Below are 14,509 nucleotides of genomic sequence, written 5' to 3' on the forward strand. Positions count from 1 at the left end.
CCAGCTCAGAGGAGTGCTGTAGCCATGTCTTTCGTCCGTCCCGCCGTCACGCGCAAGCAAACCCCCCTGTCGGACCACCGCCAGACCTTCGAGGACCTGTGCGCCTGGATCGAAGCCCATCTGGATGAGCCCATAGGTTGGCAGGAACTCATGGCCAGGAGCGGCCTGGACCATCAGACGCTCAACGCGCTCTTCTTCAAGTTCCTGAGCACCACGCCCATGGCGTGGATCCGCAAGCGCCGCGGACTCGGTCAAGCGGCAGCACTGCCGCGCCAGATCCCATCGCACCGCCTGCTGCGTGCCGCCTCCGCCCGGGCCTGAACGCCTGGGCGGCCCGGCGCCGCAAACAGCCTCTGGCACGCTGCTACAATACGCGCTCCACAAAGCCGGAGAGGTGGCAGAGTGGTCGAATGTACCTGACTCGAAATCAGGCGTAGTGGCAACACTACCGTGGGTTCGAATCCCACCCTCTCCGCCAGACCATCAGTATTCATGCGGGTTCCAGCCTGATGGACTTGAAAATGTACCAACCCGTGCGCCTTTGGCAGGTAGACTTGTTGAGATTCGCTGAGACGGTGTCTAGCCGACGAAGCGCCTTCACCGCCCCCTTGCCTTGAACACTGGAAGCCACCTGTAGAGGTGGCTTTTGCGTTTTCGGGTCCTCAATCTTCCTCGACGGAAGCCTAAGGCTCACCAACCCCAGCAGCCCCGCTCTGAACGGCAATTATTCATTTGCCATAGTCGGCAGTACACTACCCATGGTGTATTGACATGCTCACAAACACTACATATAGTGTTTTCAGCCAACTCGATCGAGGCACATCATGTGGTCGACTGATCAAATCGAACTTGAAGCGCGCAAGCTGCTCGCGGAAATTGAGCGGAATGCCAACCGCCTATGGCCCAACACGCCTCCGGACCGGCTGTATATGTGCGACCCCGAGGCAGCTTGTCGTCTGCTCGGATTGAAATACCTACCCGAAAGCCATCTAGGAAGTTTCGGGAGCACAGCAACTGCAGGAATGCTTGATCGCAACAACATGGCGGTGATGCTGTCGTCCAAGCAGAGTTTCGAGGCCTTGCGCTTCACAGCTGCTCACGAGGTTGGCCACTACCTACTCCACCCTGAAGAGACTTTATTCAGGGATCGGTCGTTGACGCAGCCAGGCGGACCGGGGCGCCCGCTCATAGAGCAAGAAGCAGATCATTTCGCTGCCTGCTTTCTTGCGCCGCCTAAATTGGTCGTGGGAGCGTTCCGGACTTACTTCCCTGTGCGTGAGCCGATGACGAACACCGGGGCGATTTGCTACAACTTGTCCTTACGAGACTACCAATACTTGGAGAGCTTGCCTGCGGGTTCCATCGAGTTTGCTTTGGCTGTTGCCCGCACGCAATCGTTCAACGGCAAGCAATTCAAGTCGCTGGCAAGCCTGTTCAATGTTTCGCCAAAGTCCATGGCGATCCGACTTCAAGAACTTGGACTAGTACACTGATCAGCAGTTGCGGCTATTGGCCTTCGCTGCGCCGAGATCATTTGACCTGCGGCTGGACGACATGATTCGCCTAGATGCAGTTAGAGATTCTCTAACCCGGGTACATTCACCTCACGCAACAAAGTGGGACAGACAGACCCCACATTAAAACAAGCGGCTCATTTCGATGGATGAGCTCGCCCAAAATTTCTAAAGCCACCACCTCGGTGGCTTTTTCATTTCCGGACCGCTGCCGTCACCATGGGTGCTGGCACGATCGACCCAACCCGCCCCGAGCAATCGCGGCGGGTTTTTCTTTGCCCGCGCGGAGGTGATGCCATGTAGCACCTAACCCCAGCCCCAGACAACCAGGCCAGCCACGTGCTGGCCTTCTTCATTTCAGGCCCGCCCGGCAGCACCTCGCCGCGTGGGCCTTGCCATTACGAAAGGACAAAAATGGCAGCAACTCAAAATTTCCCCGGCCCGATTCCCGACGAGGCCTTCGTGCGTGAGTCGTTCCTTGCAAACCGTGGCGAGCGCATGGGCGTCGTTGGTGTCAGCAAGGCTCAGCTCTGGCGCATGGTGGCATCCGGGGCATTTCCTCGCCCGGTCAAGCTGTCGGTGGGGGTCACCGTGTGGCGCTGGGGTGAGGTTCGGCAATGGTTGCAAGTACGGTTCGCGAGCAAGCTGGCGGCGCAGCATGGCTGAGAGGATTCGAGCCAAGCCATTTTCCTCAAGCATGGGTCCCCGGTCTCCCCGGGGGAGCCCGGGGCTCAGGTGCCAGATCACCAGCGGGTGGATGATGTGCAAAGGGTTTGGTGCAGTTACGGCTACATCGAGCGGCCCAGGCGTCATCGTCAAACGCCAGGGGCTGGGGCTGGAGATCCTTGCGGAGCACATCCAGATGCCGATCAGGGACGGGCCTCCTCGTGTTCCAAGACGCTCCAGATTGGGGTGGAGAGGTCTGCCGCTCGCCAGCGAATACCTGGGACCGCCCTATGGCCGGCGCTGATGCCTCCGGCCTGATTCGCATCAAGTCGGTGGGCCTTTCCAAGCTGGGCGGGCGCAAGCCCTGCACCCTTTCCCAGGCGGCCCGCCACAACTTGCGCGATGAGCAGAATGAACGCGGAGGGCGTGCGCACGTTGACCCGAGCCGGGCGCACCTGAACGTGGTCATTGCCGGCCCTAGCGACGCACAGGGCGTCGTCGCGCTCTCTGCGGAGCTGATGTTGCAGGCGGGGGTGGATGCGACCAAATTACGTCGCGATCATGTGCAGGCGATCGAGCTGTTGTTCAGCCTGCCCGCCCGATCCGAGGTGGATGAATCGGCCTTCTTCATGGCCTGCCTGGATTGGACGGCGAAGCGCTTCGGGCAGCAGAACCTGCTGAGCGGCGTGATTCACCGGGATGAGCCCACGCGGCATTGCCACCTGCTGGTGCTGCCGCTTGTGGGCGGTCGATTGGTCGGTAGTACCCTGAAGCGAATAAAGGACCTGTCGGCGATGCGCGCCTCCTTCTTTGCAGAAGTCGCCGATGCCTTCGGCTTGAGCCGAGGGGGCGAGCGTTTGACCGCGGCACAGCGCCGGATCCTCACAGATGCAGTGCTGTCCAGCATGAACAAAAGCCGCGATCCCTGCACGCAAAGTCCAGCATGGCAGGTCATCCGTGACTGCATAGAGGCAGACCCGGTGCCATTTTCGGTGGCGCTGGGCGTGGATGTCGGCCTGCCAGCCATTGCGAGAAGGAAGCGACGCACCATGGCAGAGATCTTCACCAGCCCGGGCAAAGGCTCAAAATTGCCATCCACTGAGACAAGGCTATAGCCTTCGTCGTTGCGGCAGCCTACGGAACCGACGAAAGCTATCCTGTGTAGCCTTCGCAGAAATGCCAAGCATGCAGTGCGCAGCTCGGCCGGAGCAGAAGGGGCTGCATGTGCCGCACGCCGAACAGCAAGCCTGGCACATCTGGAGGGGAGATCTGGTCAATGTCACGCTCACAGCGTGACAAAACAAGGACAAAACCAGGACAACGTGCGCCCGCCGGCAGACCGATCAGCCGCCCGTTCGCCAACCCGATGGTCCACGGGATACGCCATGGCCGCGGCACGAACCATGCATCGCCCGGATACCAAGCTGGATACTTTGCTTACCAGCGGGGTTAACAGTCAGCGCAGCAAGATCAGCTGCGGAATGGCATCCGGGCCACACCACACCAGTGCGTTCTGGCAGCATTGATTCCCCAGGTCTATGGCAGTCTCCAACCCCAGCCCAAGGATCAGGAAGCTGAGCTCGCCCGGCCACTGGCCCTGGCTGTCTTGGCCTATGCCGGGGATGAAGGTCAGGCCACGGCTTGTTAGTTCGCGACTGAGTTTGCGCTGAAGCGCTGCATTTTCTGCATCGCCCACGTCCTCGCTGTAGGGGTTGCAGGCGGTCAGAAAGGCAGCGCAGGTGCAGTTGTGCTGTAGATATAGCTCGGTCAGTTGTGTGCTGGCTACGCCGATTTTCAGGACGAAAGGGGGCTTGGCATGCACCGGGAAATCGGTCTCCCGGAAAGCCAGCAGCAGACTCGGGTTGATACTGCTTTGCTCAGGGCTGGTCAGAGCAGTGAGGTCGCGGCCAGCCAGCTCAGGCATGCCGGTCGATCGCATCCCGCATCCCCGCAGCTTCACCCACCACAACATCCCACGCCCAGGTGCCAAAGCCGCCGTGTGCGTTCACTGCCTTGACCCATTGATCCAGGGCTGCTCGCTTGGCCTGATCCTGAGGAGAATCAACTCCCTTGATCTCCAGTACCAGGTGCTTGCCGGAGGTATAGCGGATGATGAAGTCCGGGATGTACTTGCGCTTAGACCCGTTCCACAGGTAGAAGATGTTGAAGCCTAAGTGGTCGTTCTTGACCCAGGCGGCGACTTTCGGATGCGCTTCCGCGAGATTGGCTGTGTACTTTTCCCAGCTGCTGTCCACAACGATGTGACTGATCTGGCAGCGCTGGGTCGGCTCCGTCACCTTGGTGGTGTACCAGGTCCGCATGTCCCGGGTTGAACCGATGGGGCGTTCGCCATCAAAAACGGGCTCTAGGCGCGCCGTGTTTTGCTCGATCACATATTGCATCAAGTGCTGGGTGATCTGGTCAATGTGCAGAGACAGCAAGATGCGTTTGCGCAGTGGATCTTGGTGGAAGAGCGACGGAATTACGATCTTGTCGGAACTCAGGAACTGCTCAACCAGTTTGACCAGCTGAAACAGAAGGTACTCTCGTTGCCCATGAAACTGCTCTTGCAGTCGCTCGAAGGCGCGCTGGGCGGCCTTGAAGACCATGCGCTGCATCCGGAACTCTTCGGGCAGTTTCTCCAGATCAATGCTGCGGACCTGGCTCCAGTCGGCTGCGCCACCCAGGGCGGGCGCGATGTCGGCGTGCAGGGCAATCGTGGACGGGTCTATCGTCAGAGGCTGGACCTTGCTCCACTCCACCACCAGTTGAGGCCGCACCACCTGGTCCACGCGCAGGATGTTCGGCCACTTGATTTCGTGGACGTTGCGCGCTGTGAGTGATTCGATCTGGGTGCTTGGCTTGGGCGGAGGAGGGCTGGCGCCACCTTCACCTGGCTGCAAGGCGATCGACAGAGGTACTCCGAAGACGTTGACGAACTCCGGCAGATAGAGGCCGTTTTCGTCCATGTCATATGAGACTCGGCGCAGACCGCGCCCAATCACCTGTTCGCACAGCAGTTGGCTTGTGAAGGCGCGCAAACCCATGATGTGGGTTACGTTCTTGGCATCCCAGCCTTCGGAGAGCATGGCCACCGAGATCACGTTTTGCAGGTCTTGGCCGGGCTGCCAGCGCTTGCCCACCGTATCGACCAGCTCTCGCAGAAGCTCTTCCTTTTTAAGCCCCTGGAGCCGTTCCTTGCGATCTTGCGGAATAGCCGCCGACTCGACGATCTGCTTCAGTCGTTGGTCGTAATCTTTGTCGGACGCAGCGGCCTCGCCAATCTCCGCCTTCTCCAGCACCTTGGAGTCCACGCGCAGTGTGCGGTTAGGGCTGTGCAACTCCGGCCAGTGCGCCTTGCCGGTGGAAAAAAAGTGTTCCACGCGGGCGGCCGTCTCGGTGCGGTTGCAGACGGTCAACAGCACGGGCGGCGAGGTGTGGCCTGCAGCTTTCCATTCCTGGGCTGTGGCGCGCCAGTCAGCGCCTAGCAGCGTGTACGCCTGTTGCACCAGGGTGGGCAGCGGCTCGTGCGGCTCGGCACCACGGCGGTTCAGATCCTCCGCCACCTCCAGCTCACGGTAGATGTGATAAAGCTTGGGCCGCAGTGTCTGGGCATTCGGCAGGGCGTCGTCTCGTACAACGACGCGGGGAGTCTTCACCAGCCCGGCTTCGATGGCGTCGTTCAGGCCATAGTCTGAGACCACCCAACTGAACAGGCCAGCTTCGGTATTGGTCCGCCCCGTCGGTGCAAACGGCGTGGCAGACAGGTCGAAGCAACGCGAAATGCGGCGAGTCTTATGGATGCGGTCCAGCCCCTCCACCCAGCGGGTCGCCTCGTCCAGGTCTAGGCCCAAGGCATCGGCCTCGGCCTTGCTGATCTTGATGTCGGCCGGCGTGCGGTAGGCGTGGTGGGCTTCGTCGTTGATAACGACGATGTCCTTGTAGGTCGCCAGCTTGCCCAGCACGCGGCGGGTAAACGCTTCGTCACCCTCGGCCCCCTTTTTCACGACCGACCGGTCCTGCTGTTTGAGTGGCATCAGGGTGTGCCAGTTCTCGATCAGGATGTCGGCCTGGTTGAGCTTTTGCCGCAGACTCTCGGACGGGCACAGCAGGAAGCTGTCGTAATAGTTTTCAGTGTCGCCAGGTTGCAGTACGCGCAGCCGGTCCTTCACCGTCAAGCCTGGTGCAACCAGGAAGACGGCCGAGGAGTATTTGCGAGGCGACTTTGGATAAGTCAACGCATTCAGCACCTGCCAGGTGATGACCATGGCCATCACCGTGGTCTTGCCCGCACCCGTGGCCATTTTGTTGCAGAGGCGCTCAAACGGCCCGCCGTCCCCCTGCACATGGATGCCTTGCCGATATTCAGGCTGCGCCTCGGTGTACCAGATCAGGGTCTCAATGGCCTCTAGCTGGCAGAAGTAAAAAGGGTACTGCCGGCCAGAGTTTCGCTCCAGATCCCACCAATGATTCAGCAGCTCTATCGTCACGGCGGTGGCGCCTGGCCAGCCCGCGCTGCGCCAATCGGCTACACGCTGGCGAATGTCGTCCACCAAGGGGATAGGCACCTGGCGACGGGTGTTCTCCCGGGTGTCGATGATCTCGTAGCCAGCCGGGCGGCGCTTCGCCTCGATGCGCAGGGTTCGGTCGGTGTTTTCAGCCCAAAACTGCTGCGGCTCGACAAACGGCGAATTGATGATGAGTGAAGAAGGCGCGCTCATGCCGTTCTTCCTCAGGCCGCAGTGCCGGAATCGGCCAGCTTCATCACCTTGAGCGACTCAATCCCTCGGTCGTCCACGATCTTCACCGCCACCATGCGGTTTTCGCCGGCCTCAAACGGCAAGGAGACCGTCCCGGTGAAGTGCTTGAGCAAGCTCTCGTCCAGCTCGGCGCGGATGTCCTTCTTCAGCTTCATCCAGCCATCGTCCTTGCCTGCCATTGGGAAGAAGAACTGGTGCGGGAACAGGCTGCGGCCATCGTAGTCCGTGTCCAGCGACCACGCGGCAATCTTGCCCTTGCCTCCTGACACAAGTTCGCCCTTGACCATGTCGAAGTAGTCAAAGCCGTTGACCTCGACCTGCCACTTGCCATCCTTCGTCGGGTGCAAGTGCACATCAGGCTGGCCCATGAGCCAAAAGCTTTGGTTGCTGGAGCGGGCCTTCTTCAGGTCATCTGTCAGCAGGTCGGTGTTCATCTGCGCTTTGAGGGCAGTGATGCCTTTCATCGCATCAATGTCCTTGGCAGCCTCGGGGTCGAAGGTGAAAGCGCAGAACACAATCATCTTGGGCAAAGGGAACAATTCGCCTGCCTCACGCAAGGCATGTTCCACTTGGCGCTGCTCCAGCGCGCCATACTCCGGGCCAAAGCTCACTACCACCCGCTCTCCGCTGTCCAAGTGGCCGCTGGCGTGCAGGCAAACTGCGCCTGGCAATACCTCCAGCTCGGAAAATTTGAGCTGCTGCCCGCCTTTGCCACGGATGCCTGTCTTCAGTAGCTCGTCGCGCCAGGTGTGCTGGCGGCTGGTGGCTCCGCTGCGCGCTACAGCGGCATCGGCCTCGATCTGGGAACCCTGGGCGTTCTGCTCATCGAGCGAGAGCACTGTCGGGAACGGCACCGCCTCCACGGTGAAGGGGCCAGTGATGCGCAGCTTGTTCTTACTGATCTCCGGCTTGTCGTATAGGGTCTCGCTGTCAGCATTGGTCGCAATGCTGCGGTCCATCTCGGCCTGCATCTTCTGTCGCGCCGTGTGGAAGTCATCAAATGCTTGACGCGCCGAGGCAGGCCAGGACTCCGGGAAGTCGAATGGCACCTCCCACTCCAGCAGATCCACCCCATTTTTACCAAGGACGATCTGCTGACCTTTCCGTACGCCCTCGGTCACGGTCCACGGCGACGGCGGGGCTTCTTGATGCAGCGCTGAATTCAAAGCACCGAGTGCTGACTCGATTGTCGGACGCATGCGCGCGTAGATCGCGTCGATTCCCGGATTCTGAGCAATGGACTTGAGTGTGACATGCGGAACCGTCTTGTAGATGAAGCCACCTTTCAAGCCTTCGTGTGGGTAACGTAGCTCGAAATAGTCATAACTGGCAGTCATCAGTCGCTGCTTGGCCAACGTAACAGCGACGCGTGAAGTGTCACACGTGATCCAGCGACGTCCCCACTTCTCTGCAACGTAGGCGGTCGTTCCACTCCCGCATGTCGGGTCGAGAACCAAGTCGCCTGGGTCAGTCGTCATGAGAATACACCGTTCAACAAACTTGTCAGCTGTTTCAACAACGTATTGCTTCCCTCTGGCAGCAGGCTTGTCTGTCCAGCAGTTTTCAAACTGAGACAGTGGGAAGTCTCTATGAAATTGCTTGTAGTACGGGTCTTTCCCAAGGAGAAAGAAACGGTTTGCCTTGATTACTCGCGTCATGCCTTCGCGATTGCTCGACCAGCTCTTCTTGCCTGGTGGAGGAAACGAACCTCCTTGGAATGGAAGATCGAACGTACAGCTTTCAGTAAATCCAGAAGAGGTCGCATTTCTGCGTCTGTACACCGCTTCAAGAAACGCTTTTGATTTTCTGTCCTCTGGCTCCGACTCTCCGGGTGATAGGTCAAAGAACCGATACTCGTTGTCGTCTGTGATGTCGCGCTCGCGATAAATTTGGCGAAATTTCATACGAGAGATATCTCGTGCATACCAGACCAGGTAATCGTAGACCTTTGCAACACCTTTCTGGCCGAGCGGATCCGTAGCTTTAAACGCGATTTGCGCGGCAAAATTTTCAGCACCAAATACGTCGTCAAGCAGTTGTCTCACACGATGAAGATTCTCATCACCGATCTGAACAATTACGCTCCCTGTCTCGCTTAACAGCTCCTTCGCAAGCAATAGGCGATCTCGCAAGTACGTTAGGTATGAATGAACACCTAGCTCCCATGTGTCGCGGAACGCCTTGATCATCTCAGGCTCTTGCGTCAGGTCGGCGTCTGAGCGGTCCTTCACGTCACGCTTGTTAGTGAACGGCTGAAAATTACTTCCGTACTTGATGCCATATGGCGGGTCGATGTAGATCATCTGCACTTGCCCGGCCATACTCTCCTTCTTGAGCAGGCTGTTCATGACCAGCAGGCTGTCGCCTGCCACCAGGCGGTTGGCCCAGCCCCGATCATGCTTGTAGAAGTCCAGCGCAGTACGTAGCGGCACGCTCTCGAACGGCGCATCGAACAGGCTGGGCTGGATGCCGGCCGACGACGCCTTGTCACCCTTCTTGCCCTGGCGCTTGCTGACGGCAGAGAGGATGCTCATGGCGTCGATGCGCTCATGCACGTGCAGGCTGACGGTGTCCACGGCAAACGTGGTGCGCTCAGCTTTGCCGGTCCATTGCAGGTAAGGGCTGCTCATGCGGCGCAGCTCTTCAAGGGCGTGGCGCATGGCAACCGGGTCGTCTCCAGCCAGGGCGTCTTCGATCAGCTTCTCCGCCTGGGCGCGGGCAGAGTCGAATTGAAGGGCGGGGTCCAGATGGGGGTCGTAAGACCAAGCGGTCTTGGGCTGCTCCGGGTCGCTTGCTTCGTTGACCAGGCCCACTTCCGGGTTGTTCTTGCGGCGGTCTGGGTGGCGGTAGCTCAACACCTGGGGTTCACCCGGCGCGGCCGGTCCGCTGGTCTTGGCCTGGCGGGGTTTGGCTGCGGCCTTCTTGGCGGCGTCGCTGGTCAGCATATCGGGCGTGACGGACTCCGCCTTGAGTTCAAACTCAGGCGTCTGGGTGGTCGCGCGGGCGGTCGATCCGCCTCGGCCTTTGCCTTTGGTGGCTTGGCCGGATTCCACCAGGGCGTCGCGGGCGGAGGAGAAGTCGTCCTCCGTGACGGTCTTTTCGCCTTGCGCATTTGCTGCAGCCTGAAATTGGGGCCAGAGGGTCTGGTTGCCAACGGCGGAATGATCGGTGGGAAGTAGCTGCAGAAGGATGGTCTGCAGACGCTGCTGTCGATTCGTCGCCACTGGCGCCTCCTTATTTATTTTCTAACTTGCGAGATTACACGATCAGGGGTAGACCTTTCCGCCAGGCGCGGGGATAGAACAGGTGGCAATGTTGTCGCTTGGCGCGATAAATCCTGAGGTGCAATAGATGTCGTCCGTGAAGACTGACTTTAGCAAGCGTACGACCTCAAGCTTTACAGGAGAGATCGTGCCGCATTGTGCGGGGGCATCTGCAAGGGCGCCGCCGCCTCGCGGCGTGTCAATGTGACAACATCCCCCGACCCGCTCTCTTGACTACAAAGGCCAGGGCCGCTACATTAGCGACTGTGCCGATTTGAGTTTTCAGCTTGCGGGCACGTTAAATATTCAGCTAAAGCGTGCAGCCCGCTTTGGCTATTTTGAGCCCCTTGAGTCCTTGAAGACCCAAGACGTTCAAGACAGATAAAGCGGGCTTTTTTGTTTTCTGGCCAGAAATGGCCGTCGCCGGATTTGATCGACAAATTGCCTGGGCGACTCATAAATGCTGGCTAAAGAGGCGGCTCTCCGGGGGACCGGAAGCCTTTTCGGTATGACATTGAATTGACTTGGAGAGCTTTCATGACACTGCATCTATTCCATCAGCGTATGCAGCGCTGACCCTCTGAAAAAAGCCGACTTTTAGCTTCACCGCGACAGCGGTGGTGTGCCTGCGTGTGCCTGTTGCATCTGCAACGCGCTCGCACAGGCCGCCATCCGGCGCGGCTGAATGGCTGTTGCCGTTCAGAAGCCGTCGCGGTGTGTTCAGACGCTTACGAAAGGAATAGATATGTCGAACACCCAAACCTTCATCGAATCCCAGTCCACCGATCCGGTCGAGCAAGCGATCGCCCGCAAGGTGACAAGGATCATGAATGACCACACGCTGGACCGCCAACAGCGTGTCGACCTGGTGAAGAAAGCGCAGCGGGACCTGCTTCGTCACCGTCAGCAGCAAGAGCAGCGCAAGAAGCTGCAGGAGCAGACGGCAGCCCTGAAGCTGCCCAGGGGGCAGCAGGCCAGAAGCATCATGGTCGCCGAGGGACGGGTGCAGGTGGGCACCCTGAGTGCAAACCGCAGCTTCATCTGGCTGGACGCCGGCACGGCGCCACAAGGGATGGCTGCCAACCAGCCGGGCTTCTGCCTGGCCCATGCGCCGAAAGGCGCAAAGCACCGGGCTCGCAAGGACCCGATCGCCGAGCGCCGCAGGGAGCTTGGTTTGACGAAGACCTCTGCGGCGGTCTAAACAGCAGCGAGGCCCTGGTGAAGGCCGGGGTCTCGCGCCAACGAACGATGCATACGACCCGCAGGGTCGGGACAAGTATTAGGAGGGAACGCGATATGCCGGCAATCAGCAGGAAGCTACATCCGGGCGAGACGGTGTTCGGGGGCGGACGGGGGGTCATCTTCCTAGGCAGGCGCTCGAACGCCTCGCCCGAGACATCGACGCAAAAACCCGCAAGTGGGTCGAGCACTACGCCGCCCACCCAACCGTTCGACATCGCGCAGATGACGCTGGACGCGGCGCACCGCAAAGCAGGAGGTGATGGAGGCGGCTCACGTTGATGCTCCGCAGCCCCCGCAACAAAGCCACCCATCCGACGTACTGGCGCTGAACAGGAGATCCTCGCATGTATCAAATCGGAAGAAACTTCACTCGCCTGCGCCCGGCCATAGACCTGAGGCTGGCAAATGGCGCCGGGCACAGGCCCACCCTGATCGGGGAACCGCCACCTGAACTGGCGGCTGTTCACGTGCCGGAGCTTCTGCGGGCGTGGGAGCAGCGGCTGGTGAGCGTGCTGACGCAGCCGGTGGAGGTCGAGGTGCGCAAGGACAGACGCCGCGTGCAGGTCCTGGGGGTCCTGGTTCTGGAGCGGGGGCCGTCCGGCGTCGTCTATCCGTATCAATGGATTTTCAGCAGCGGCGGCCTGCCCGAGCTGGAGATGCTTGAGCATGGCGTGGTGGGTGTGGAGAACATCCCCAACGGGAACGGCTGGATGTCAGGTTTCCGCCTGGGGGCCCTCCTTGCCCTGCGGGCCAGGCATTCCAATAAAGTCGAGTTGTGCCGGCAGTATGTGCAGTGGGCCTCGCGGCAGCTGATCCGCCTGCTGTGGAGCGCCAGGACACAAGCCCGAGTCCGGGCGGAGGTTGCGCGTGAACTGGGGCTTGACCCTGACCTGCTTGATCTGGCGCGGCAGATCCGCCATCTCTCGTATTCGAGTAACCCTGTTCGGCTGCTGGCCTACAACCAGATCGTTCGCCAGCGTGCTGGCTACGCCAGGGTCATTTCAGAGGCACGTCAGCTGCTGCCCCTGTTCCACCTGCTCGCTGAAGAGTTGGAAGGTGACTCGCAGCCGGTGCAAACGATGAAATCCACCCTGGTCTCTCGTGGGGTTCGCCCCGCGTGCTGGCGTCGTCTTTGCAAGGATGGCACGGAGTGGATGCAAGACCTGCTCGTGTTCTACAACTTTTCAGACGAGGAATGCAACCCGGTCCTGGTTGCCATTGATCTCCTGAAGGTCGCCCAGGCATTTGGCACCCAGCAACCGGTCAACGCCGAACTCGTGCGGGCTTGCCTGCAGATCGGCGGCAACCCCAACCGCCCCCAGCTGGACTATGCGCGCCGTCTCGCGGATCTGTTTCCGCTGTGCGCCAGGATCGGCCACCTCATGGAAAAAAGTGATGAAGCGAGCCGGACCCTGATCGTGGATCGGGCCCATGACATCTTCCTGTGGGCATCTGACTTTCTGGTGGATATCCCGCCCGAGGTATTGCGCCGCGCCAGCGCACGCTGGCTGGTCAGACAGGTCGAGGAGCAGGCTCGGCGCGAACAACTCCGGGTCCGGGACCTGAAGCCCTGGCACCTGCCTTACTCCCTGGAGCCCCTGCAGGGCGATGTGGAGCCCGTCATGCTGACCAGTGCTCTGGCCATCTGGGAGGAAGCCCGGACCATGCGCCACTGTGCCGCCAAATTTATCAGCGCATGCGCCAGCAGGAAGATGGTGATGGTGTCTCTGCGCAGCAGGGCTGCCTCGCGGCCTCTGGCTACGGCAGGATTCGATATCAGCAACGGCCATGTCAGCCTGCGAAGTGCCTCTGGCTTCGCCAATTCTCTGTTGAGCGATGAGGTGCAAGCCATGCTGCAGGACTGCCTGCAGCAGTTGCAGACCCAAGTTATCGAGAACGCCAGGCGCAAACAAAAGACACCCAAGACTGCTGCCAACGATGAGGCGCGCCGCGCCGCCTGATGGGCCGCACACATCGCAATCACTATCTCCAACAGGAAAATCCATGATCAGCCCCATCTTCTACGACCCACGCCAGTCCATCACCGGCGTGGAGTCCTTCTCGCCCTCGGCGGCCAAGCCGGCGCGCTTCATGGAGCTGATGCTCCAGCACTACCGGCCCCTGCCGCAGCGCAGCTTCCAGCCCGTCACGCGAGATGACCTGTGCCTGGTGCACGACCCGGCCCATGTGGACGCCGTGTTTGCAGGCGACACGCCCAACGGCTTCGGCAACACCGACCCCCGCGTGGCCCAGGCCTGCCTGTGGACGGTGGGCTCCATGGTGGCGGCCGCGCTGCATGCCCCCAGCTGCGCGCAGTCCGTGTGCTCACCCACCTCGGGCTTCCACCATGCCGGCTACGCCTTCAGCGAGGGTTACTGCACCTTCAACGGGCTCATGGTGGCGGCGGCCAAGTTCATCCAGGCCCACCCCGGCGCCACCGTCGGCATCCTGGACTGCGACTTCCACTACGGCAACGGCACCCAGGACATCCTGGACCACCGCCCCGGACTCAAGGCGCGCGTCGTGCACCACACGGCCGGGCAATACTTCTGCCCCGAGGGCCAGCCGATCGAGTTCTTCCACTGGCTGGGTGAGGCCATCGACGACCTCAACAGTCTGGGCGTGGACCTCGTGCTGTACCAGGCCGGCGCAGACATGCACATCAAGGACCCGCTGGGCGGCCTGCTCAGCACGGAAGAGATGGGAAGCCGGGACCGCATGGTCATGCGCGACGTGCAGGCACCGCTGGTGTGGAACCTGGCCGGCGGCTACCAGCCTGCCGCGGGAGAGGACGTCTACAAAGACCCTGTGCTGGAGCTGCACCGCCAGACTATGGCCGAGGCCAACATGGCCAATGCCATCCGTCATCAGCACTACCTGGAGCGCCAACATGGATAGAGGCCAGCTGCGCCAGCAGTTCCATGCCTGGCTCGTCGAACAAGGCTTCGCACCCCAGCAAGCTCCGCCTGCGGGCTGCAGCTATCGCAGCTCGCATATCGATCTGCTGTGGCAGTGCTGGCGACACGCCACCTTGACCGAACGAAACCGGGAAATCAAACCATGA

At 60.5% G+C, this 14,509-nt stretch carries 10 protein-coding genes, 1 tRNA gene and 1 riboswitch; of the genes, 8 read left to right on the forward strand and 3 right to left on the reverse strand.

The genetic code is table 11. The features are described 5' to 3' along the window. Positions 1-24 precede the first annotated feature (24 nt). From AC1RRP_RS13355 to AC1RRP_RS13375, 5 genes are all read left to right on the forward strand, one after another. The gene (locus AC1RRP_RS13355) at positions 25-321 is read left to right on the forward strand and encodes a hypothetical protein (protein WP_493036890.1); all 297 of its coding nucleotides are present in this window, start codon (positions 25-27) and stop codon (positions 319-321) included. A gap of 67 nt (positions 322-388) precedes the next feature. Next, positions 389-478 (forward strand) — tRNA-Ser (locus AC1RRP_RS13360). Between the two features lie 346 nt (positions 479-824). Then, a complete protein-coding gene (locus AC1RRP_RS13365) occupies positions 825-1,493 on the forward strand; it encodes an ImmA/IrrE family metallo-endopeptidase (RefSeq protein ID WP_493036892.1) in 669 nt (222 codons plus the stop codon). A 360-nt stretch (positions 1,494-1,853) separates the two neighbouring features. Next, a complete protein-coding gene (locus AC1RRP_RS13370) occupies positions 1,854-2,180 on the forward strand; it encodes a helix-turn-helix transcriptional regulator (RefSeq protein ID WP_493036894.1) in 327 nt (108 codons plus the stop codon). 290 nt (positions 2,181-2,470) lie between these two features. Continuing rightward, entirely contained in the window at positions 2,471-3,295 is an 825-nt protein-coding gene (locus AC1RRP_RS13375; protein WP_493036896.1) for a plasmid recombination protein, read from the forward strand. 341 nt (positions 3,296-3,636) lie between these two features. Here AC1RRP_RS13375 and AC1RRP_RS13380 read toward each other — a convergent pair whose 3' ends face one another. The 3 genes from AC1RRP_RS13380 to AC1RRP_RS13390 are packed head-to-tail and all read right to left on the reverse strand — an operon-like array spanning position 3,637 to position 10,164. Continuing rightward, a complete protein-coding gene (locus AC1RRP_RS13380) occupies positions 3,637-4,119 on the reverse strand; it encodes a DUF3293 domain-containing protein (RefSeq protein WP_493036898.1) in 483 nt (160 codons plus the stop codon). Further along, a complete protein-coding gene (locus AC1RRP_RS13385) occupies positions 4,097-6,901 on the reverse strand; it encodes a BPTD_3080 family restriction endonuclease (RefSeq protein WP_493036900.1) in 2,805 nt (934 codons plus the stop codon). Before AC1RRP_RS13385 ends, AC1RRP_RS13380 begins: the two co-directional genes overlap by 23 nt. 11 nt (positions 6,902-6,912) lie before the next feature. Then, entirely contained in the window at positions 6,913-10,164 is a 3,252-nt protein-coding gene (locus AC1RRP_RS13390; protein ID WP_493036902.1) for a site-specific DNA-methyltransferase, read from the reverse strand. A gap of 295 nt (positions 10,165-10,459) precedes the next feature. Continuing rightward, positions 10,460-10,538: riboswitch (SAM riboswitch) on the forward strand. 410 nt (positions 10,539-10,948) lie between these two features. On the opposite strand from AC1RRP_RS13390, the gene AC1RRP_RS13395 reads away from it, so the two are divergent. From AC1RRP_RS13395 to AC1RRP_RS13405, 3 genes are all read left to right on the forward strand, one after another. Further along, the gene (locus AC1RRP_RS13395) at positions 10,949-11,404 is read left to right on the forward strand and encodes a hypothetical protein (protein ID WP_493036904.1); all 456 of its coding nucleotides are present in this window, start codon (positions 10,949-10,951) and stop codon (positions 11,402-11,404) included. Between the two features lie 385 nt (positions 11,405-11,789). Next, positions 11,790-13,406 carry a hypothetical protein gene (locus AC1RRP_RS13400; RefSeq protein ID WP_493036906.1) on the forward strand — a complete coding sequence of 539 codons (1,617 nt, stop codon included), beginning with the start codon at positions 11,790-11,792 and terminating at the stop codon, positions 13,404-13,406. Positions 13,407-13,449: 43 nt separating this feature from the next. Continuing rightward, positions 13,450-14,343 carry an arginase family protein gene (locus tag AC1RRP_RS13405; protein ID WP_493036908.1) on the forward strand — a complete coding sequence of 298 codons (894 nt, stop codon included), beginning with the start codon at positions 13,450-13,452 and terminating at the stop codon, positions 14,341-14,343. The last annotated feature ends 166 nt before the right edge of the window (positions 14,344-14,509 follow it).

It is taken from the genome of Hylemonella sp. GW821-FHT12C09 (assembly GCF_058807395.1).

What these genes read in the sequence shown, in the direction of transcription:
- AC1RRP_RS13355 (WP_493036890.1), top strand. Translation starts at nt 25, where the DNA reads ATGTCTTTCGTCCGTCCCGCCGTCACGCGCAAGCAAACCCCCCTGTCG.
- AC1RRP_RS13365 (WP_493036892.1), top strand. Translation starts at nt 825, where the DNA reads ATGTGGTCGACTGATCAAATCGAACTTGAAGCGCGCAAGCTGCTCGCG.
- AC1RRP_RS13375 (WP_493036896.1), top strand. Translation starts at nt 2,471, where the DNA reads ATGGCCGGCGCTGATGCCTCCGGCCTGATTCGCATCAAGTCGGTGGGC.
- AC1RRP_RS13380 (WP_493036898.1), bottom strand. Translation starts at nt 4,119, where the DNA reads ATGCGATCGACCGGCATGCCTGAGCTGGCTGGCCGCGACCTCACTGCT.
- AC1RRP_RS13385 (WP_493036900.1), bottom strand. Translation starts at nt 6,901, where the DNA reads ATGAGCGCGCCTTCTTCACTCATCATCAATTCGCCGTTTGTCGAGCCG.
- AC1RRP_RS13395 (WP_493036904.1), top strand. Translation starts at nt 10,949, where the DNA reads ATGTCGAACACCCAAACCTTCATCGAATCCCAGTCCACCGATCCGGTC.
- AC1RRP_RS13400 (WP_493036906.1), top strand. Translation starts at nt 11,790, where the DNA reads ATGTATCAAATCGGAAGAAACTTCACTCGCCTGCGCCCGGCCATAGAC.
- AC1RRP_RS13405 (WP_493036908.1), top strand. Translation starts at nt 13,450, where the DNA reads ATGATCAGCCCCATCTTCTACGACCCACGCCAGTCCATCACCGGCGTG.